Source organism: Trueperaceae bacterium, assembly GCA_036381595.1.
Lineage (GTDB): Bacteria > Deinococcota > Deinococci > Deinococcales > Trueperaceae > DASVCN01.
Genome location: DASVCN010000041.1, coordinates 13,829 through 27,462, shown reverse-complemented (window position 1 = coordinate 27,462; position 13,634 = coordinate 13,829). Strand labels below are relative to the sequence as shown.

At 67.9% G+C, this 13,634-nt stretch carries 15 protein-coding genes; 8 read left to right on the top strand and 7 right to left on the bottom strand.

Annotated elements, in window-relative coordinates; genetic code table 11:
* Window positions 1-98 precede the first annotated feature (98 nt).
* Complete coding sequence (locus tag VF168_14220) at window positions 99-1,004, top strand: hypothetical protein (GenBank protein ID HEX7005336.1); 906 nt, start codon at window positions 99-101, stop codon at window positions 1,002-1,004.
* Between the two features lie 153 nt (window positions 1,005-1,157).
* Entirely contained in the window at window positions 1,158-2,387 is a 1,230-nt protein-coding gene (locus VF168_14215) for a hypothetical protein (protein ID HEX7005335.1), read from the top strand.
* A gap of 26 nt (window positions 2,388-2,413) precedes the next feature.
* On the opposite strand, the gene VF168_14210 is transcribed toward VF168_14215, so the two are convergent.
* The 4 genes from VF168_14210 to VF168_14195 form a co-directional block, all read right to left on the bottom strand.
* Window positions 2,414-3,535 (bottom strand): DUF2156 domain-containing protein, encoded by a 1,122-nt coding sequence (locus tag VF168_14210; GenBank protein HEX7005334.1) that lies wholly within the window; start codon window positions 3,533-3,535, stop codon window positions 2,414-2,416.
* A gap of 32 nt (window positions 3,536-3,567) precedes the next feature.
* Window positions 3,568-4,539 carry a quinate 5-dehydrogenase gene (locus VF168_14205; GenBank protein ID HEX7005333.1) on the bottom strand — a complete coding sequence of 324 codons (972 nt, stop codon included), beginning with the start codon at window positions 4,537-4,539 and terminating at the stop codon, window positions 3,568-3,570.
* Between the two features lie 36 nt (window positions 4,540-4,575).
* A complete protein-coding gene (locus tag VF168_14200; protein HEX7005332.1) occupies window positions 4,576-5,430 on the bottom strand; it encodes a glycosyltransferase family A protein in 855 nt (284 codons plus the stop codon).
* Between the two features lie 160 nt (window positions 5,431-5,590).
* Window positions 5,591-5,848, bottom strand: a complete 258-nt coding sequence (locus VF168_14195; protein ID HEX7005331.1) for a hypothetical protein — start codon at window positions 5,846-5,848, stop codon at window positions 5,591-5,593.
* A 152-nt stretch (window positions 5,849-6,000) separates the two neighbouring features.
* Here VF168_14195 and VF168_14190 point away from each other — a divergent pair, with 152 nt between their 5' ends.
* Complete coding sequence (locus tag VF168_14190) at window positions 6,001-7,494, top strand: SulP family inorganic anion transporter (protein HEX7005330.1); 1,494 nt, start codon at window positions 6,001-6,003, stop codon at window positions 7,492-7,494.
* Between the two features lie 72 nt (window positions 7,495-7,566).
* Window positions 7,567-7,851 (top strand): metal-sensitive transcriptional regulator, encoded by a 285-nt coding sequence (locus VF168_14185; protein HEX7005329.1) that lies wholly within the window; start codon window positions 7,567-7,569, stop codon window positions 7,849-7,851.
* A gap of 164 nt (window positions 7,852-8,015) precedes the next feature.
* Here the strand turns inward: VF168_14185 and VF168_14180 are convergent, their stop codons facing one another.
* The 3 genes from VF168_14180 to VF168_14170 all read right to left on the bottom strand — a co-directional run bounded on the left by VF168_14180 (window position 8,016) and on the right by VF168_14170 (window position 10,589).
* Complete coding sequence (locus VF168_14180; protein ID HEX7005328.1) at window positions 8,016-8,513, bottom strand: hypothetical protein; 498 nt, start codon at window positions 8,511-8,513, stop codon at window positions 8,016-8,018.
* A 114-nt stretch (window positions 8,514-8,627) separates the two neighbouring features.
* A complete protein-coding gene (gene surE / locus VF168_14175) occupies window positions 8,628-9,371 on the bottom strand; it encodes a 5'/3'-nucleotidase SurE (GenBank protein ID HEX7005327.1) in 744 nt (247 codons plus the stop codon).
* Between the two features lie 99 nt (window positions 9,372-9,470).
* Complete coding sequence (locus VF168_14170) at window positions 9,471-10,589, bottom strand: nitronate monooxygenase (GenBank protein HEX7005326.1); 1,119 nt, start codon at window positions 10,587-10,589, stop codon at window positions 9,471-9,473.
* Between the two features lie 129 nt (window positions 10,590-10,718).
* Here VF168_14170 and VF168_14165 point away from each other — a divergent pair, with 129 nt between their 5' ends.
* The 4 genes from VF168_14165 (at window position 10,719) to VF168_14150 (ending at window position 13,621) form a co-directional block, all read left to right on the top strand.
* Window positions 10,719-11,114, top strand: coding sequence for a VOC family protein (locus VF168_14165; protein ID HEX7005325.1), 396 nt, complete (start codon window positions 10,719-10,721; stop codon window positions 11,112-11,114).
* Window positions 11,115-11,219: 105 nt separating this feature from the next.
* Window positions 11,220-11,846: a S24 family peptidase gene (locus VF168_14160; protein ID HEX7005324.1), complete on the top strand. Its 627-nt coding sequence runs from the start codon at window positions 11,220-11,222 to the stop codon at window positions 11,844-11,846.
* A gap of 190 nt (window positions 11,847-12,036) precedes the next feature.
* Window positions 12,037-13,398 (top strand): hypothetical protein, encoded by a 1,362-nt coding sequence (locus tag VF168_14155; protein HEX7005323.1) that lies wholly within the window; start codon window positions 12,037-12,039, stop codon window positions 13,396-13,398.
* A gap of 70 nt (window positions 13,399-13,468) precedes the next feature.
* On the top strand, window positions 13,469-13,621 hold the full coding sequence (locus VF168_14150; protein ID HEX7005322.1) for a hypothetical protein: 153 nt from the start codon (window positions 13,469-13,471) through the stop codon (window positions 13,619-13,621).
* The last annotated feature ends 13 nt before the right edge of the window (window positions 13,622-13,634 follow it).

Here is a 13,634-nt window from a genome sequence, read left to right as displayed (position 1 = left end):
CCGGTCACGCTGCGGCGAATACCCTCCGAGTCGCTGCACTGGGCGATCTCACGTCCATGCCCGCGCGGGGACCCCGGTGGGTCCCGGAAGGAAGGTCAATGACTCGTCGAACGAGCTTAATAGTCGTCGCTGCCGTTCTCGTCCTAGCCGCATCCGGGCAGGCCCTGGCCCAGGCCACGACGATCACTCTGGAGGTCGGGTCCGGTCCCCACCAGGGTCGCTACGAGACGGCTTCCCGGGACGTCACCTGCACCTACGGCTTCGCCGGTGAAGGGCTCTGGGGAAACCAGTACAGCATCGACACCACCGATGCCGACGTCTTCTCCTCGTTGCAGCTGATCGTCGACACCAGGGCTGCCGCTCAAGGCACCGCAGAGTTCCTGACCACGATCTCTTTCGGCCCGTTGTTCACCCCACAGGAGACGAGGTACGAGGTCAACACCCGCTCCGCGGAAGAGGGCAGGGGTACCGTCACGGTGGACGACCGGGGCAACAGCGGGACCGTCCACATCTCCGCGGTCACCGCCGACGGCACTCCCTTGGAAGCGACGATCGAATGTCACACCGTTCTGAGGGCCGGCGCCTCGGTCGAGGAGCTGGAGAGGGCCGAGGAGGAAGCGGCGGCTCCGGCCGGCCCGCTCAGCCTCACCCTCGACGGGCAGAGCTTCGAACTCCTGCCCAGCAGCGAGGAGGCCTACTGCTCGGAGGCGCTGGCCGAGAGCCACGACTTCCAGTACAGCTACTACCCGCTCGAGTACGACGGCGCCCGCATCACCGGCGTGGAGGTGTACCTCTACGACGTCCGGCGACCGGACGAAGGCGGCTTCTACGTCTCGATCTCCACTGCGGACGACAGCTACTACCTCGACACCTCGGAAGAGGTGGGAGACGGATCGGGCACGGCCCGCTTCGGCAGCCAGGGGGAGCAGCGCAGCGTCGAGGTCTCTGCGACTACAGCCGAAGGGGTGCCGGTCCAGCTAACCCTCCAGTGCCGGGTGGAGTAGACAGGTGAACTGACCGGCCGAAAGGACGACCGTCACCTCCCGGGTACCAGGGATTGTGCATTAATGCACCTCATCGAACGGATGTTGTATTATCCGAAGGACAGCACACTGTCGATCGGAGGATGAGGATGGGGGTACTACCGGGAGGTGCCGGTGAGTGACGTGAGCAAGTTGGGGCCACTCGGCGAGGGGGCAGAGTCCCGGCCGCTGAAGGTGGACCTCACCCGGATCGACATCAGACGAGGCACGCTCAACCTGCCTCGTCGCTTTTATGACGCCTTCCCGGCCGGCGAGATCGAAGCGAACGACGTGGCGCTGGGTCGCAAGCTCACGGTCACCTTCGTCCCGCCCCGTGAACTCGAGGGCCTGGGTCCCTTCTTCGAAGAGCACGACCTGCAGCCGAACGATGCGGTGACGATCGCCGTAGCCGGCGGCCTCCAACTCACCCCCATCAAGCGCGAACGCCGCCAGGAGCGGGGCGACGCGCAGGAGGCGGTAGCGCGGAGCGAGCCGGTGGCCAGAGGGTCGGCCGCGAACTGGAGTCAGTCCGGACAGCAGGGCGCTGAGGGCGGCTACGTTCGCGAGAGGGTGCGGCTCGAGACGCCGCAGTTGGGGCGGGAACCTCGGGGCGACGGGATGCGCGAGAAGAGGGGCGACGATAGGGGCGAGCAGTCACGGGTGCGCCTCGAGGCTCAGGAGCCGGCCGCCTATCTGGCGCCGCCGGTCCCCGAGACGAAAGGTGGCTGGCAGGACGTGCTGCACGACCCGGTACCGCGCAGAGGGCAGATGCTGCGGCCCAGCGAACGCGCGGTGGTACGCCCCGACGACCTGCCGGATGGCGGCGTCCGGGAGAAGCTCGAACGCTCCGACATGCGTCAGCAGACGCTCTTCGGCGGCGAGCCCGAACATTACGGAACGGTTCGGGAGGCGCCCCGACAGGAGGCACGGCCTGGCCGTCACGCTCCCGAGAGCAGCCGGCCCCTGGCGCCCAGGCAGGAGGCGGAGGATGAACAGCCCAGAAACCGCAGCGAGTCGAACCGCTCCGATAGGGACGTGGGAGGCGTCAGGGGACGCGAGGCCCAGAAGCGGCCAGCGCCGGCGTCAGGGCAGGGGCGGGCCCCGGCCCCGGAACCCCAGCTCGCGGAGGAGCGAGAGCCGGTACTGGTCGGAGGCGCGCAAGCCGAAGGCGACGTAACGGGCCGCATCGCCAGCTATCTGCAGAACCCCTCGACGCCGGCGATCGTGCGCGCATATGCGGTCGCCGAAGAGCTCCACTTGCCGATCGCTGCGGTCCAGAAAGCCCTGGCCGAGGTCTCGAGGAACTCCGACGGCTCGGTCGCGCCGATCCGCGAGGACGTCTATCTCGTCAAGCGGGGGCGCTAGCGCCCGGCGTCCCCGGGGGAGCAGTTTCACCTCTTGCCGGGAGCGGCAGCCAGAAGCTCTTCGAAAAGGGCGCCCGCCAACGCCCTTGCCAGCATCAGCAGAGGGGGACCCTCGCTGAAGGCGGCCGCCACCGCATAGATGGTTCGCGGCGATACCCGGGAGCCGCTGTCGATGACGTAGATCGGGTCCCAGCGAGGGGGCCGGAACTTGCTCTTGAAGAACTCGAGACCGCGGAAGTTGTAGAAGCGCCGGCCATGAGCTCGGGCCCAGGCGAGCAGCAAGCGTAGCCACCACGATTCGCGGCCCCGGTTGGGCCCGATCGAAGCCAAGGGCGCCAGGCCCAGCGTCAGGTAGCTCGAGCCGCTTTCGGCGAGCTCACGCACCGCCGTGTCGATCATCAGTTCGGCGGTACCGTTGACGGCAGTCGGCCGTCTTACCACCTGTTCGATGAGCCACCCGTCCCTAGCCGGGACGGGTGAGGCCACCACGAAGCCCAGGACGTCGCCGGCTCGTTCCGCGACGAAGAGCCGCCGGTCCTCGAGCCTGTCGAGGGTGTCGCTTTCGATGAGGAAGTGCAGCGGCGGCAATCCGCGGCGTTCGAGCCACTCGCGGAGGCAGGAGCGCAGCTCGGAGTTCCCGCTCGCCCGCCGTGGGCTCCACTCGCTGACCGAGACGCCCTTGTTGCGAGCGCGGTTGAGTTGGGCCCTGATGGAGGAGCGGCCGTGCACCCGCGCCTGCCACTCCTGCGGGTTCCATACCGGTTGGGCGCCAAGCTTCACCATCGCTCGTTCACCACCGAGAAGCTCCTCCAGTCGCGGCTCGGCGCCGAACCAGCAGACGCGCTCGCCTTCACTCGCGGCGTCCGCCTCGAACTCCGCCACCGCCGCCGCGACCAGCTCCGGGGCGCAGACAGGAGCGCCGGCTGCCACCCTCACGCCCCATCTGCTGACGAACCCCACCACCGCGTAGTCGTCATCACCGAACCACAGATCGATGCCGGGATTGAGGATCTGGTAGGCGGTCGAGTTCCAGCCACAGGAGAGTACCAACCGCCGAGCTCGTTCCCGTCTGGTCGGTTCCTGCAGGCTGTCGGTCCCCGCGGTACCGCTGTCACTGCTCTCGGCCCGAACAGGACTCCCGTCGTTCATCGAAGTCAGGGTACTGCCGCGCGGCCCTGTGTTCAGGGGCGCTCGTCGTTGAGCCGCTCGATCTGCGGCTCGAGTCCGGCCTCGTCTATGATCGCCCGGTACTCGTCCGGTTCCAGAGGGTGACGCCCGACCACAGCGATCAGTGTCGCCTCGAGCAGGTTGGTGGCCAGCGACCGGCCCTCGAAACGGGGCGTGGTGGTGATGAGCAGTGAAACGCCCCGCGAACGCAACTCTTCCACGTCGGAGGCGGTCGTGGTGTTGGTGAGGATGATCTTCCCGTCCAGGCGCTCCGGTGCGTAACGCTTGATGTAGTGGTAGTCGCCCGCTATCACCTGGGCCCATTCGAAGTACTTCGCTCGATTACCGGCCTTCCCTGACTCCTGCTTGCTTCCCGTCGGGTAGATCCAGCTGATGGGCAGCTTGGCCACTACCGGCAGCAGCAGCCTGGCTACCAGCTCCAGGCGCCTGAGGTCGTAGATGGGCAAAGGTAGGCCGAGAGCGAAGATAAGATCCCCGTAGAGCACCTGCGCCTGGTGCTGAGCGAGCGCCTCCGCCATGCCGAAGCGGTCGACTGCCGACACCATCAGCACCTTGCGATCCTTCCAACCGATCAGTTGATCGAGCTTCTCCACCGTGACCCGTTCGAGGGTGTCCTTGAGGCCGGCTCCGCACACCACCGGTGTTCGCTTCGCCACTCGAGCCAGACGAGCACCATCACGCAAGTAGTAGCGTCTCCCCGCTGCCATCACGAAATGATCGAGGCCGCCCAGGCCGACAGCGTCCACCTTGCCGTCGAGTTCGCGGATGAGTTCGGCTGCCCTGGTCAGATCGCCGTCGGTCCCTGTTCGCTCGATCCGCACTCTCCGCCCGAGCAGTTCGACTTCGACGGCGACATCCCGCTTGCTCGAGCCGATCGACACGCTCACCGCACGTTTGAGGGGGCTGTCAACAGCCGAACTAGGTTCGAAACCGCCTGTCTCTGCAGGAATTGGGGGCTCGCTCATCGGACTTCCTCCGGGTCAGAACGACCTTAGCACGTCCTACCTCGGGTTCTCGGCCGGAACGCGGGGCAGGCCGAGCCGCTCGAGCATGGTTGGCAACAGCGTGAGCGCATTCGCCTGTGGAGTTCGCCCGGACGCCCCGATGGTGGTAGGGGCCTCGGCGTGATAGGTGCCCGAGGGCATGATCGCGCAGCCGCCCCAACGGCGCAGCAGGAGGTTCTGTACCAACACCTCCTCGCCTGCGTGGTCGGCAGGGAGCTCGCTCCAGAACGAGAAGCCGCCCACCTCCTCGAGCTTCTGCCTGTCGTAGAGGGCACAGGCGCCCACCCAGGCCACCTTGTAGCGGCGGACCGTGCCCGGCGCCAGCCGTTCCGCGGCGTGATAGATGTTGGCGGCGGCGTGCAGCCTGGCCCTCTGCCACTGTGCCGAGTCCGGTTCCACCACCTCGGGTCTGACGGGACCCTCCCAGAACTCCACTCGCTGCTCGTTGGGCCTCACGTCGTCGACGAAGGAGAGTCCCGCCGGGAAGGCTCCGACGAAACCGATCCCCTCCTCGTCGAGGACGCGCTCGAGTTCGGTCAACACCCACGGCTCCATGAAGACGTCGTCGTCGAGGAGCAGCACCTTCGGGGCGGTCGCCCGTTCGAGGAGGAAGGAGCGCTGCTCGGCGATGCCGTGACACGGCTTCCGGTGATGCCAGTCGACCTTCCCGCCTCGCGCTTCGATGAGCCGTCGCAAGGTTGCGATAGCCGCGCTCGAATAGGCTGGGGTAGCGCTCTGGTCGGCGACGATCACCCTGAGTTCCCTGTGAGTCTGGGATGCGACCCCGGCGAGGGTCACGGCCAACTCCTGCGGCCTGTCGATGGTGGGGATCAGGATGTCGATGAGTGACAAGGGTAACCTCCGGAGCGCCCATTGTGGACCTGCGCCGGAGATACCGTCTGTCGGCTGTCTACCGTTCCTCGCGGCTGGAGATACGCGCTGCCTGCCGTTCCTGGCGGTAGGGAGATCCGCGGCTGAGCACCGTTCCTCGGCCGCGCAGAACCTCTGCCGTCTACTCCTCGCCGCGGCGTCGGCGGAGCGTAAGCTCGGCCCGCTGACGCCAGACGTCGAGGGACAGCCTCGCCAGCAGGTAGCAGCCCAGCATGGTGACGGCCGTAGCCGTGAGGTGATCGTCGATGAAGGGCTCGCGGCCCAGCAGGGTGAGCAGCGCGTAGATGGCGGCGCTGACGACCGATCCCCAGGCGAATATCAGTTGGGAGAGGGTGCGCCGCAACTCCTGCGCTCGGATGTGGGGGCTTTGCCGGATCACGGGCGAATGCTAAGGGAACATCGACGCACGCGAGGTGAAAGGTTTCGCGTCGGAAATCGCACTCCGGCAAGGGTGCGACGCGAATCCGCGGAACCGCTGTACTATATCGGCGTCGTGTCTGACGCCTCCTGCCCGCGAACTCCCTGCCAGGCATGAAGGAGCGGATCCGGCGGGTCTGGCTGCGTGACCTGCTGGCAGGTACGAGCGTAGCTCTCGTGCTGGTTCCCCAGGCGCTCGCTTACGCCGAGCTCGCGGGTGTCGACGCCGTCGTCGGGCTGATCGCGGCCAGTCTGCCTCTGGTGGTGGCTGCTCCGCTGGCCTCGAGCCCCTACCTGCAGACGGGGCCCACGGCGATGATCGCCCTCCTCACCTTCGGCATACTGTCTCCCCTCTACCCGCTGGGCAGCGCCGAGTATGCCGCGGCGGCTGCCCTGCTCGCCCTGACCGTCGGCTTGATCCGAACCATCCTCGGCCTGGGCCGTTTCGGAGCGGTCGCCTACTTCATGTCGCAGCCGGTGATGCAGGGGTTCAGTTCTGCCGCCGCGCTCCTCATCATCCTCTCGCAACTTCCGGCCGCCGTGGGCACCAGCACCAGCGTGCCGAACCCCACCTTCGGCTTCATCGAGACGATCGGACACCCTGGCCGCTGGGACCCGTGGGCCGTTACGTTCACGCTCGCCACGATCCTGGTCATTCAGGTCGCCCTGCGGATATCGCCTCTGCTTCCGGGGGTCCTGGCGACCGTCGTAGTAGGCGTCATCGTGAGCAAGCTGGTCGGCTACGAGGGGCCCACGGTTGGTGAGATCGGCGGCTTGCTGCTGCAGTTGGACCTGGTGCTGCCCTGGCAGGACCTTCCGCACCTGATCCTCGGCGCGCTGGTGATAGCCGTCGTCGGCTTCGCCGAGCCTGCGGCGATAGCCCGGCACTATGCCGGACGCAGGTCGTGGGACCCCGACCGGGAGCTGGTGAGCCAGGGCGCCGCCAACCTTGTCTCCGGGGTGCTGGGCGCCTTCCCGGTTGGCGGCTCCTTCTCGCGATCGGCCCTCAACCACGCCGCCGGCGCGGTCACGCGCTGGAGCGGCATGATCACCGGCATCTCTGTGCTCGCGGTACTGCCGTTCGTAGGCTTGCTCGCCGACCTCCCCGAGGCGGTGCTCGCCGGGGTCGTCATCAGTGCGGTGGCCAAGCTGGTCAGCCTGCCCTCGCTGCTGCGCCTCTGGACCTACGCCCGCCTCCAGGCGCTGACCGCCTATCTGACCTTCCTCCTCACCCTCGCCCTCGCCCCGCGGATCGATGTGGCGGTGGTGATAGGCATCGGCCTTGCGATAGCCGCTCACCTGTACCGGGAGATGGACCTGGGGATCGTCGTGCGTGAGGAGGGAGAGGAGCTCGTGCTGAGACTCTCCGGGGTCCTCTGGTTCGGTTCGACTCACCTGCTGGAGGAGGCGCAGCTCGAGCTCTTGCCGCCAGCCCAAGGGGTGGAGCGACTCAAGGTCGACGCTACTGCGCTGGGCCGTATCGATCTCTCGGGCTCGCTCGTTCTCGACTCGCTCCTCAGCGAGGCGGAGCGGCACGGGCTGGAAGTGGAGGTGGTTGGCCTCCGGCCCCACATGAAGCGGGTGCTCGAGCGGATCAGGGCCGGGTGACCCGGGCTGTTGCCGGCCTATACCCCGCCAGGATATCGTCGCGTGTAGCCGCAAGGCGGCCGAGGAGGCCAGATGCCAGCCACCGAAGAGAACGTGAGCGCACCGGTACGCAGCCGCAAGAGCCGCATCATCAATCGACTCCGGCGTCTCGAGGGACAGGTGCGGGGATTGCAGCGGATGGTAGGAGAAGAGCGCTCGTGTCAGGACACGCTCACCCTGCTGGCGGGGATCAGGAGCGCGCTAGACGCCGCCGGGGACCTGATCCTCGAGGACTACCTGGAGAACTGCGCCGGGCTCAGCGTCGACGGCGATGAACTGGCCGAACTCCTGCGGGCCGTGAAGCTCGCACGAGGCTGACCGGTTGCCAGGATTACCACAGTTCTCGGCTCGGGGACGCTGATCGTACGATCGCTTACTTCTCCGTTCTTCTCAGCTTCTGGGGCTGATCGGCTGGTATCCTTCTCGTCGGGTGAGACGAGTTCGACCTGCCGTTCGGCAGCCGGCTGCTCCCCTTGCGCTAACTACCTCTCACGTGACGCGTTGTTCCCAACGACATCCTGCCTGGCGCTTCCGGTGGGGTCGCTATCAGCGGCCCCGCCTTCTTCCATGGTGTCGAGAAGCGCGTCCAGATCGAGCGGGTCCCCGGCCGTCACGGCCTGAGGCGAGGCCAGCGGTCGTGCGTGATCTTGGCTGTTCCACGGGCGCCTGGCCGAACGGTGCAACCGAGCCGCGACGTGGGACGCGAAGCAACCGGGCTTGACCGTTATCCGCAAGCCCCCTTCGGCGGCCGGCAGCGGATCGAGGCCGAGGATGTCCTCGTAGGCAAGCGTGAAGATCGAGGAACCGATGTCGATCATCGCGCAAGAGCCGCGCAGGTCGCGGATGCGAGCCTCCATGGGCGCCGAGCCCTGCACCGTGAGCGAGAACGACCTCCGGCGCGAAGCGTCCGCTTCGGGCGGCCCGCGACGTTCGACGAACGCCGTGAGTACGCGGTGGATCTCTTCGGCTCGAGGCTGCATTCTCACCCTTCCCGCTGCCCGGGCGCCCACGACGGTAGTCGGTTAGCGTCTGCCGACAGCCTACCGCAACGGTAGGGCCCGTCGCATCGGACCGGCGGGTAAGGGTCGGGTCGGTCAGTCGGCTACGGCGACCGGTTCGATCTCGCGGGCCCGTTCGAGGCTGCTCATGTCGGTCAGGTCGAGCCTCAGGGGCGTCAGTGAGACGTGCCCCTGCTCTATTGCCCAGCGATCGGTGCCCTCCTCGACGCCTTCTCGAGCCTTCTCGGCGAACCAGTAGTGATTCCTGCCCATCGGGTCTTGCCCTGCCAGCACCACGCCCTCGTAATGGCGCACCGACTGCCTCGTCCAGATGATCGTGCCGTCGGGCCGTTCGGGGAAGTTGACGTTGAGCAAGGGCAGGTTCGGAGTCTGCAGGAACATCTTGATGATCTTGCGGATGTAGGGCGCATAGTCGTCGTAGTCGGGTGGCTCGTCGCTGTAGGGGGCGCTGAAGGCTATGGCCGGGATCTGCAGGAACGCGGCCTGCTTCGCGGCCGCCACCGTGCCGGAGTGCCACACGTTGTGGCCGATGTTCAACCCCAGGTTTATGCCGCTCAAGACCAGGTCGACTTCATCCCAATGGTGGGCTCCCAGGGCTACGCAGTCGGCTGGCGTGCCGTCGACCCGGTAGGCCTCGATGCCGTTGATGGGGGCCGAGTGATAGTGGAGGGGTCTCTTGATCGTGATCGCGTGTCCCATGCCCGACTGCTCGACGTCGGGAGCCACGATCCGAACCTCGCCGAAGTCGGCGGCGATGCGGGCCAGAGCTGCGATGCCGGGGCTGAAGACACCGTCATCATTGGATACGAGTATTCGCATGGGAAACGAACTGTACCCCCACCGCAGCCCGGCGCGCAAGGCCAGGCGTACGAGCCTCAGCTGCTTTTGCGCATAGGGGATAGGCCCATGGAGCGGCGCCTACTCGTCGACGGCCGGTGACCTGAGGGCCTGCGCCACCCCCGGGTCGGTACCGCTACCCAAGCGTGAGATGGTCGCCTCGAGCTCTGCGGCGACCGCCGCCACCAGTTCGGCCGCCCCTGTCCGCCGGCCAAGCCGCACCCCCTGGCCCGACCAGAGCGAGATCAGGTCTCCTCGTCCGGCTCTCGCCGCGGCCTTGCGCATGCCGCGGGTGAGCGAGTTCTGCAGCGGGAAGGGCAGGGGTTCCGCGGCCGCCTCGATCTCATCCATGAAACGGTTGCGCACTCCCCGCGCCGGCCGTCCGGAGAAGGCTCGAGTTACGCGGGTCGAATCTTCCCGCGCGGTGAGGATCGCCTCCTTGTGGGCCTCCGGCACGCCGGCTTCGTGGCATGTCAGGAAAGCCGTTCCCATCTGCACGGACTGCGCACCCAGGGCGAGGGCCGCCGCGACGCCGCGACCATCCATGATCCCGCCCGAGGCAACCACCGGTATGCCGAGGGCGTCGGCCATCGCCGGCACCAGGGCCATCGTCCCTACCAGACCGCTCTCGAACGGCCCGCCGAAGGTGCCCCGGTGCCCTCCCGCCTCGCTCCCCTGGGCGACGACGGCGTCCACTCCGAGTTGCTCGAGTGTGAGCGCCTCGTCCACGGTAGTCGCGGTGCCCATCACGAGGATGCCTCGTTCGTGCAGCGCCTCCATGGCGCTGGGCGGTATCGTCCCGAAGGTGAAGCTGAGGACCGCTGGGGCCACCTCCAAGACCGCTTCGAGCTTCTCCTCGAACGTATCGGGCGCCCACTTCGGGACGGCCGGCGGCGGCAGTCCCAGCTCCTCGTGGTAGGCCGAGACGAGGGCGATCATTGCGCTCGGGTCGCCCGCAGCCGGTTCCGGGAGGGGGGCGAACAGGTTGATCGCGAACGGCTTGCCGGTTCTTTCCCTCAACCGGGATGCGTGCTCGACGATCCTCTCCGGGGGGTCGTAGGCCGCCCCGAACGAACCGAGGGCGCCGGCCCGGCACACCGCGGCAACCAGGTCCACGGTGGTAGCTCCTCCTGCCATAGGCGCCTGGATGATGGGATGCTCGAGGCCCAGGAGCCGTGTCAAAGAGGTCTGAATCGCCATCTCACTCCCTTCGGGTTCGTCAGTTCGATTATCGCCGGGGGGCCGATGACCGGTGCGCCGTTGTCCCTCGGGCCGAAAAAAATCGCCCTTCGGTTGCCGCGGGCTAGTTCCCGGGTTAGCCTGCCGCTCGTGACAGATGCCACTACTCTCAGCGAAGCGCCTGTGAAGCACGAAGTCGCCAACGTTTTCGTTCCCGTCCTCGACGTGAACCTCAGCCGTGAGTGGTACCGCGATGTGCTCGGCCTGCCGGTCGGGGAGGTGGTCTTCGGGCACCTCTGCATCATCGAGCTGGAGCGCGGCCCCAGCCTCATCCTCGATCAGAAGTTGACCCCCGATGGACCGGCCGACATCCAGCGTGGCCGCTACCCCCTCTTCATGCTCGCCACCGACGATATCGACGCCGCTCTCGCCCACATGCGGCGTCACGGTGTGGAGGTCGTGGAGTACGACGGGGAAGTCATCCAGAACGGTCACTGGTTCAACTTCCGCGACTGCGACGGCAACCTTCTGATGATGTGCGCCTGAGGCCTGTTGCACTGTTCGGGGCGGGGCCTCCGCCCGCTTGACAACTCGGCGAACCCGGGCCTATCCTGATCGTTACCCTATAATATGTAGGGTAAGGAGGAGGAGATGGCGCGACCGCCCCACAAGCAGCTCCAGATACTGGCCTTCCTCGAGCGTCGGCTCGACGAGCAGGGGGAGCTGCCCGATCCGGCGGAGGTCGCCCGTGCCTTCGACATCAGCTATCCCACCCTGCGTGGTCACCTCGAAGCGTTGGCCCGCAAGGGCCACCTGAGCCTGGAGAGCCGCGGCCCCGGCCGCAGTCCCAAGCTCTCCCTGCGCCGCCGACCCGGTGGCATCCCGCTCTTCGGCGAGATCGCCGCCGGCCTGCCGGCGGGCGCCTACCCCGAGCCCGAGGGACACCTCTCCCTGCGTGGCCTGGAGGGGGGATTCGCCTTGCGGGTGCGGGGGAACTCGATGGCCGAGAGGATCCAGGAGGGGGACGTGGTCGTGCTGCAGAGCGGCCAGCCGCAGCGCTCCGGCGAGATCTGTGCCGTGAGGGTGGGGAGCGACGAGACCACCCTCAAGTACCTCGACTGGAGCGGTTCGCCGCGCCGCTACCTGCTGAGGCCCCACAACCCCGACTATCCGACCCTCGAGGTCGACCCCCGCGACCTGCACATCGACGGGGTCTTCCGGTCGCTGCTCCGGGGAGAGGTGGTCGAGCAGTTGCTGAGCGAGGGAGGTGGTGGGTAGAGCGCCACTCCGACCGATGACGGGCCGTGCCTAGCGGCTCGAATGCGAGAGGACCGATGAAAGAGAAGGACACATCCCGCCGCCAAGCAAAGATGTGTCCGAGGTCCAAGCCACCGTTCGAAAGGTAGTCCTGGCTCCATTCAGCCTAGCACGGAGCCAGGGCGCGCCCCCACCGCCCTGGAGGGAACCGATGATCGCAGCCCTGGTGCTCGAGCCGCTCGAGTTGTGGTGGGCGCAGCGGAACAGCCCCGAACTGCGAGGCCTTCCGCTGGTGACGAGCGAGCAGAACCGGGTGATCCACGCGACCCCAGAAGCGAGGCGTGAGGGGGTCGTGCCGGGCATGGCTCTCTCGGGAGCCCGGCTGCGCTGCCAGGCGCTGCGGGTGGTCGAGGTGAGCGAGGCGGAGCTGCAGGCCGCCTGGGAGAGCGTGCTCAACGAGCTGCACGGCCTTAGCCCGTTCCTCGACGGCTCCCGCCGTGGCCGCCTGCTCCTCAGAGTCTCCGCCGCCGAGGCGCGGATGGTGGCCGAGTCGTACCGGGTCCGGGTGGGACACGCCACGACCTGTGAGATCGCCGAACTGGCTGCCCTCAGCGCCCGTGCCGGTAGTTGCCGGGTGCTGCCCGAGGGGAGCGAGACGCACTTCCTGGCCAAACTGCCGCTCCGCTTCCTCAAGGGGGTTGGGTTGAGCGGCTACTCGCTGCAGCGGCTCGGCTGGCTGGGGCTCACCAGCGCCGGCGAACTGGCGAGCTGGCGCCCCGGGCAGTTGCGGGCGTTCCTTGGCGGGGAGGCTCGCCTCCTGGGGCCCTACCTCCACGGTCCCCGGCGCGAACGCCTGCCGCTCGCGCAGCCGCCCCGTGCCCTCAAGCGGCAGATCCGCTTCGAGGAGCCGGTCTTCGAGCCCGGCCCGCTGGAGGCGGCAGTGGAGAGGCTGGCCGGAGCGCTCGAGGAGGCCCTGGCGGGACGCGCCTCCGGTCGCCTCACTCTGTCTGCCGAGGTGACCGGGGTGCAGATGCGCGCCACCCGCTTCGCCAAGAAACCGCTCCGCGCCAGGCGCGAGATAGCGCTGCTGGCGGGGCTGGCGCTGGCCGATACCGGCGCCGCGCCGGTGGGGATCGAAGCGTTGTCGCTGGAGCTGCCCGAGCCGGCCCTGGTCGCTCGACAGGGGAGCCTGTGGCTCGCCCGCGAGCGCCGCGAGGCGGCCTGGGAGGAGTTGCTGGGGCGCTTCCCGCGGGCGGCGGTGGAGGTCGAGTGGCTCGATCCCTACGCCGAATCGAGTGACTTGGCCTGGCGCTGGCGGCGGCCGGCGGTGGGCGAGGAGCATGCCGACGAGCAGGAGCGCTGGCAGGGCGAACCGACCGAGCAGGAGCGGACCGAGCGGGGGCGCTGGCAGGACGGACCGTCCGAGCGGGAGAGCGATCGGAACGAGCGAGCGCTCACCCGTGACCCGCCCGGGCTCGACGCGAAGGGGGTGAAGCGTGAGGCGAATCCAGCAACCGGCTCTGGTGGTCGTGGAGAAGGGCAGGCCCGGACGCGTGAACTGGTCCTCCGCTGATGGCCCGGCCGACTCCCCGGGCATGTGGACCGGTCCCGGTGGACGGGCGCGACCGAGTTCCGGTGGACGGGTGAAGCGGGTGATCGACGAGTGGCGCGTCGCCGGCCGCTGGTGGGCGAAGGAGATGAGGCGCGACTACTACCTGCTCGAGCTGGACGGCGGCAGGCTCGTCGAGATCTACCGCGAGGGCGGGGAGTGGTGCGTGACGGGAGTTGCCGACTAGGAGAGAAATAGCG

What these genes read in the sequence shown, in the direction of transcription:
- VF168_14190 (HEX7005330.1), top strand. Translation starts at nt 6,001, where the DNA reads ATGAAGGAGCGGATCCGGCGGGTCTGGCTGCGTGACCTGCTGGCAGGT.
- VF168_14185 (HEX7005329.1), top strand. Translation starts at nt 7,567, where the DNA reads ATGCCAGCCACCGAAGAGAACGTGAGCGCACCGGTACGCAGCCGCAAG.
- VF168_14210 (HEX7005334.1), bottom strand. Translation starts at nt 3,535, where the DNA reads ATGAACGACGGGAGTCCTGTTCGGGCCGAGAGCAGTGACAGCGGTACC.
- VF168_14170 (HEX7005326.1), bottom strand. Translation starts at nt 10,589, where the DNA reads ATGGCGATTCAGACCTCTTTGACACGGCTCCTGGGCCTCGAGCATCCC.
- VF168_14155 (HEX7005323.1), top strand. Translation starts at nt 12,037, where the DNA reads ATGATCGCAGCCCTGGTGCTCGAGCCGCTCGAGTTGTGGTGGGCGCAG.
- VF168_14220 (HEX7005336.1), top strand. Translation starts at nt 99, where the DNA reads ATGACTCGTCGAACGAGCTTAATAGTCGTCGCTGCCGTTCTCGTCCTA.
- surE (HEX7005327.1), bottom strand. Translation starts at nt 9,371, where the DNA reads ATGCGAATACTCGTATCCAATGATGACGGTGTCTTCAGCCCCGGCATC.
- VF168_14180 (HEX7005328.1), bottom strand. Translation starts at nt 8,513, where the DNA reads ATGCAGCCTCGAGCCGAAGAGATCCACCGCGTACTCACGGCGTTCGTC.
- VF168_14205 (HEX7005333.1), bottom strand. Translation starts at nt 4,539, where the DNA reads ATGAGCGAGCCCCCAATTCCTGCAGAGACAGGCGGTTTCGAACCTAGT.
- VF168_14160 (HEX7005324.1), top strand. Translation starts at nt 11,220, where the DNA reads ATGGCGCGACCGCCCCACAAGCAGCTCCAGATACTGGCCTTCCTCGAG.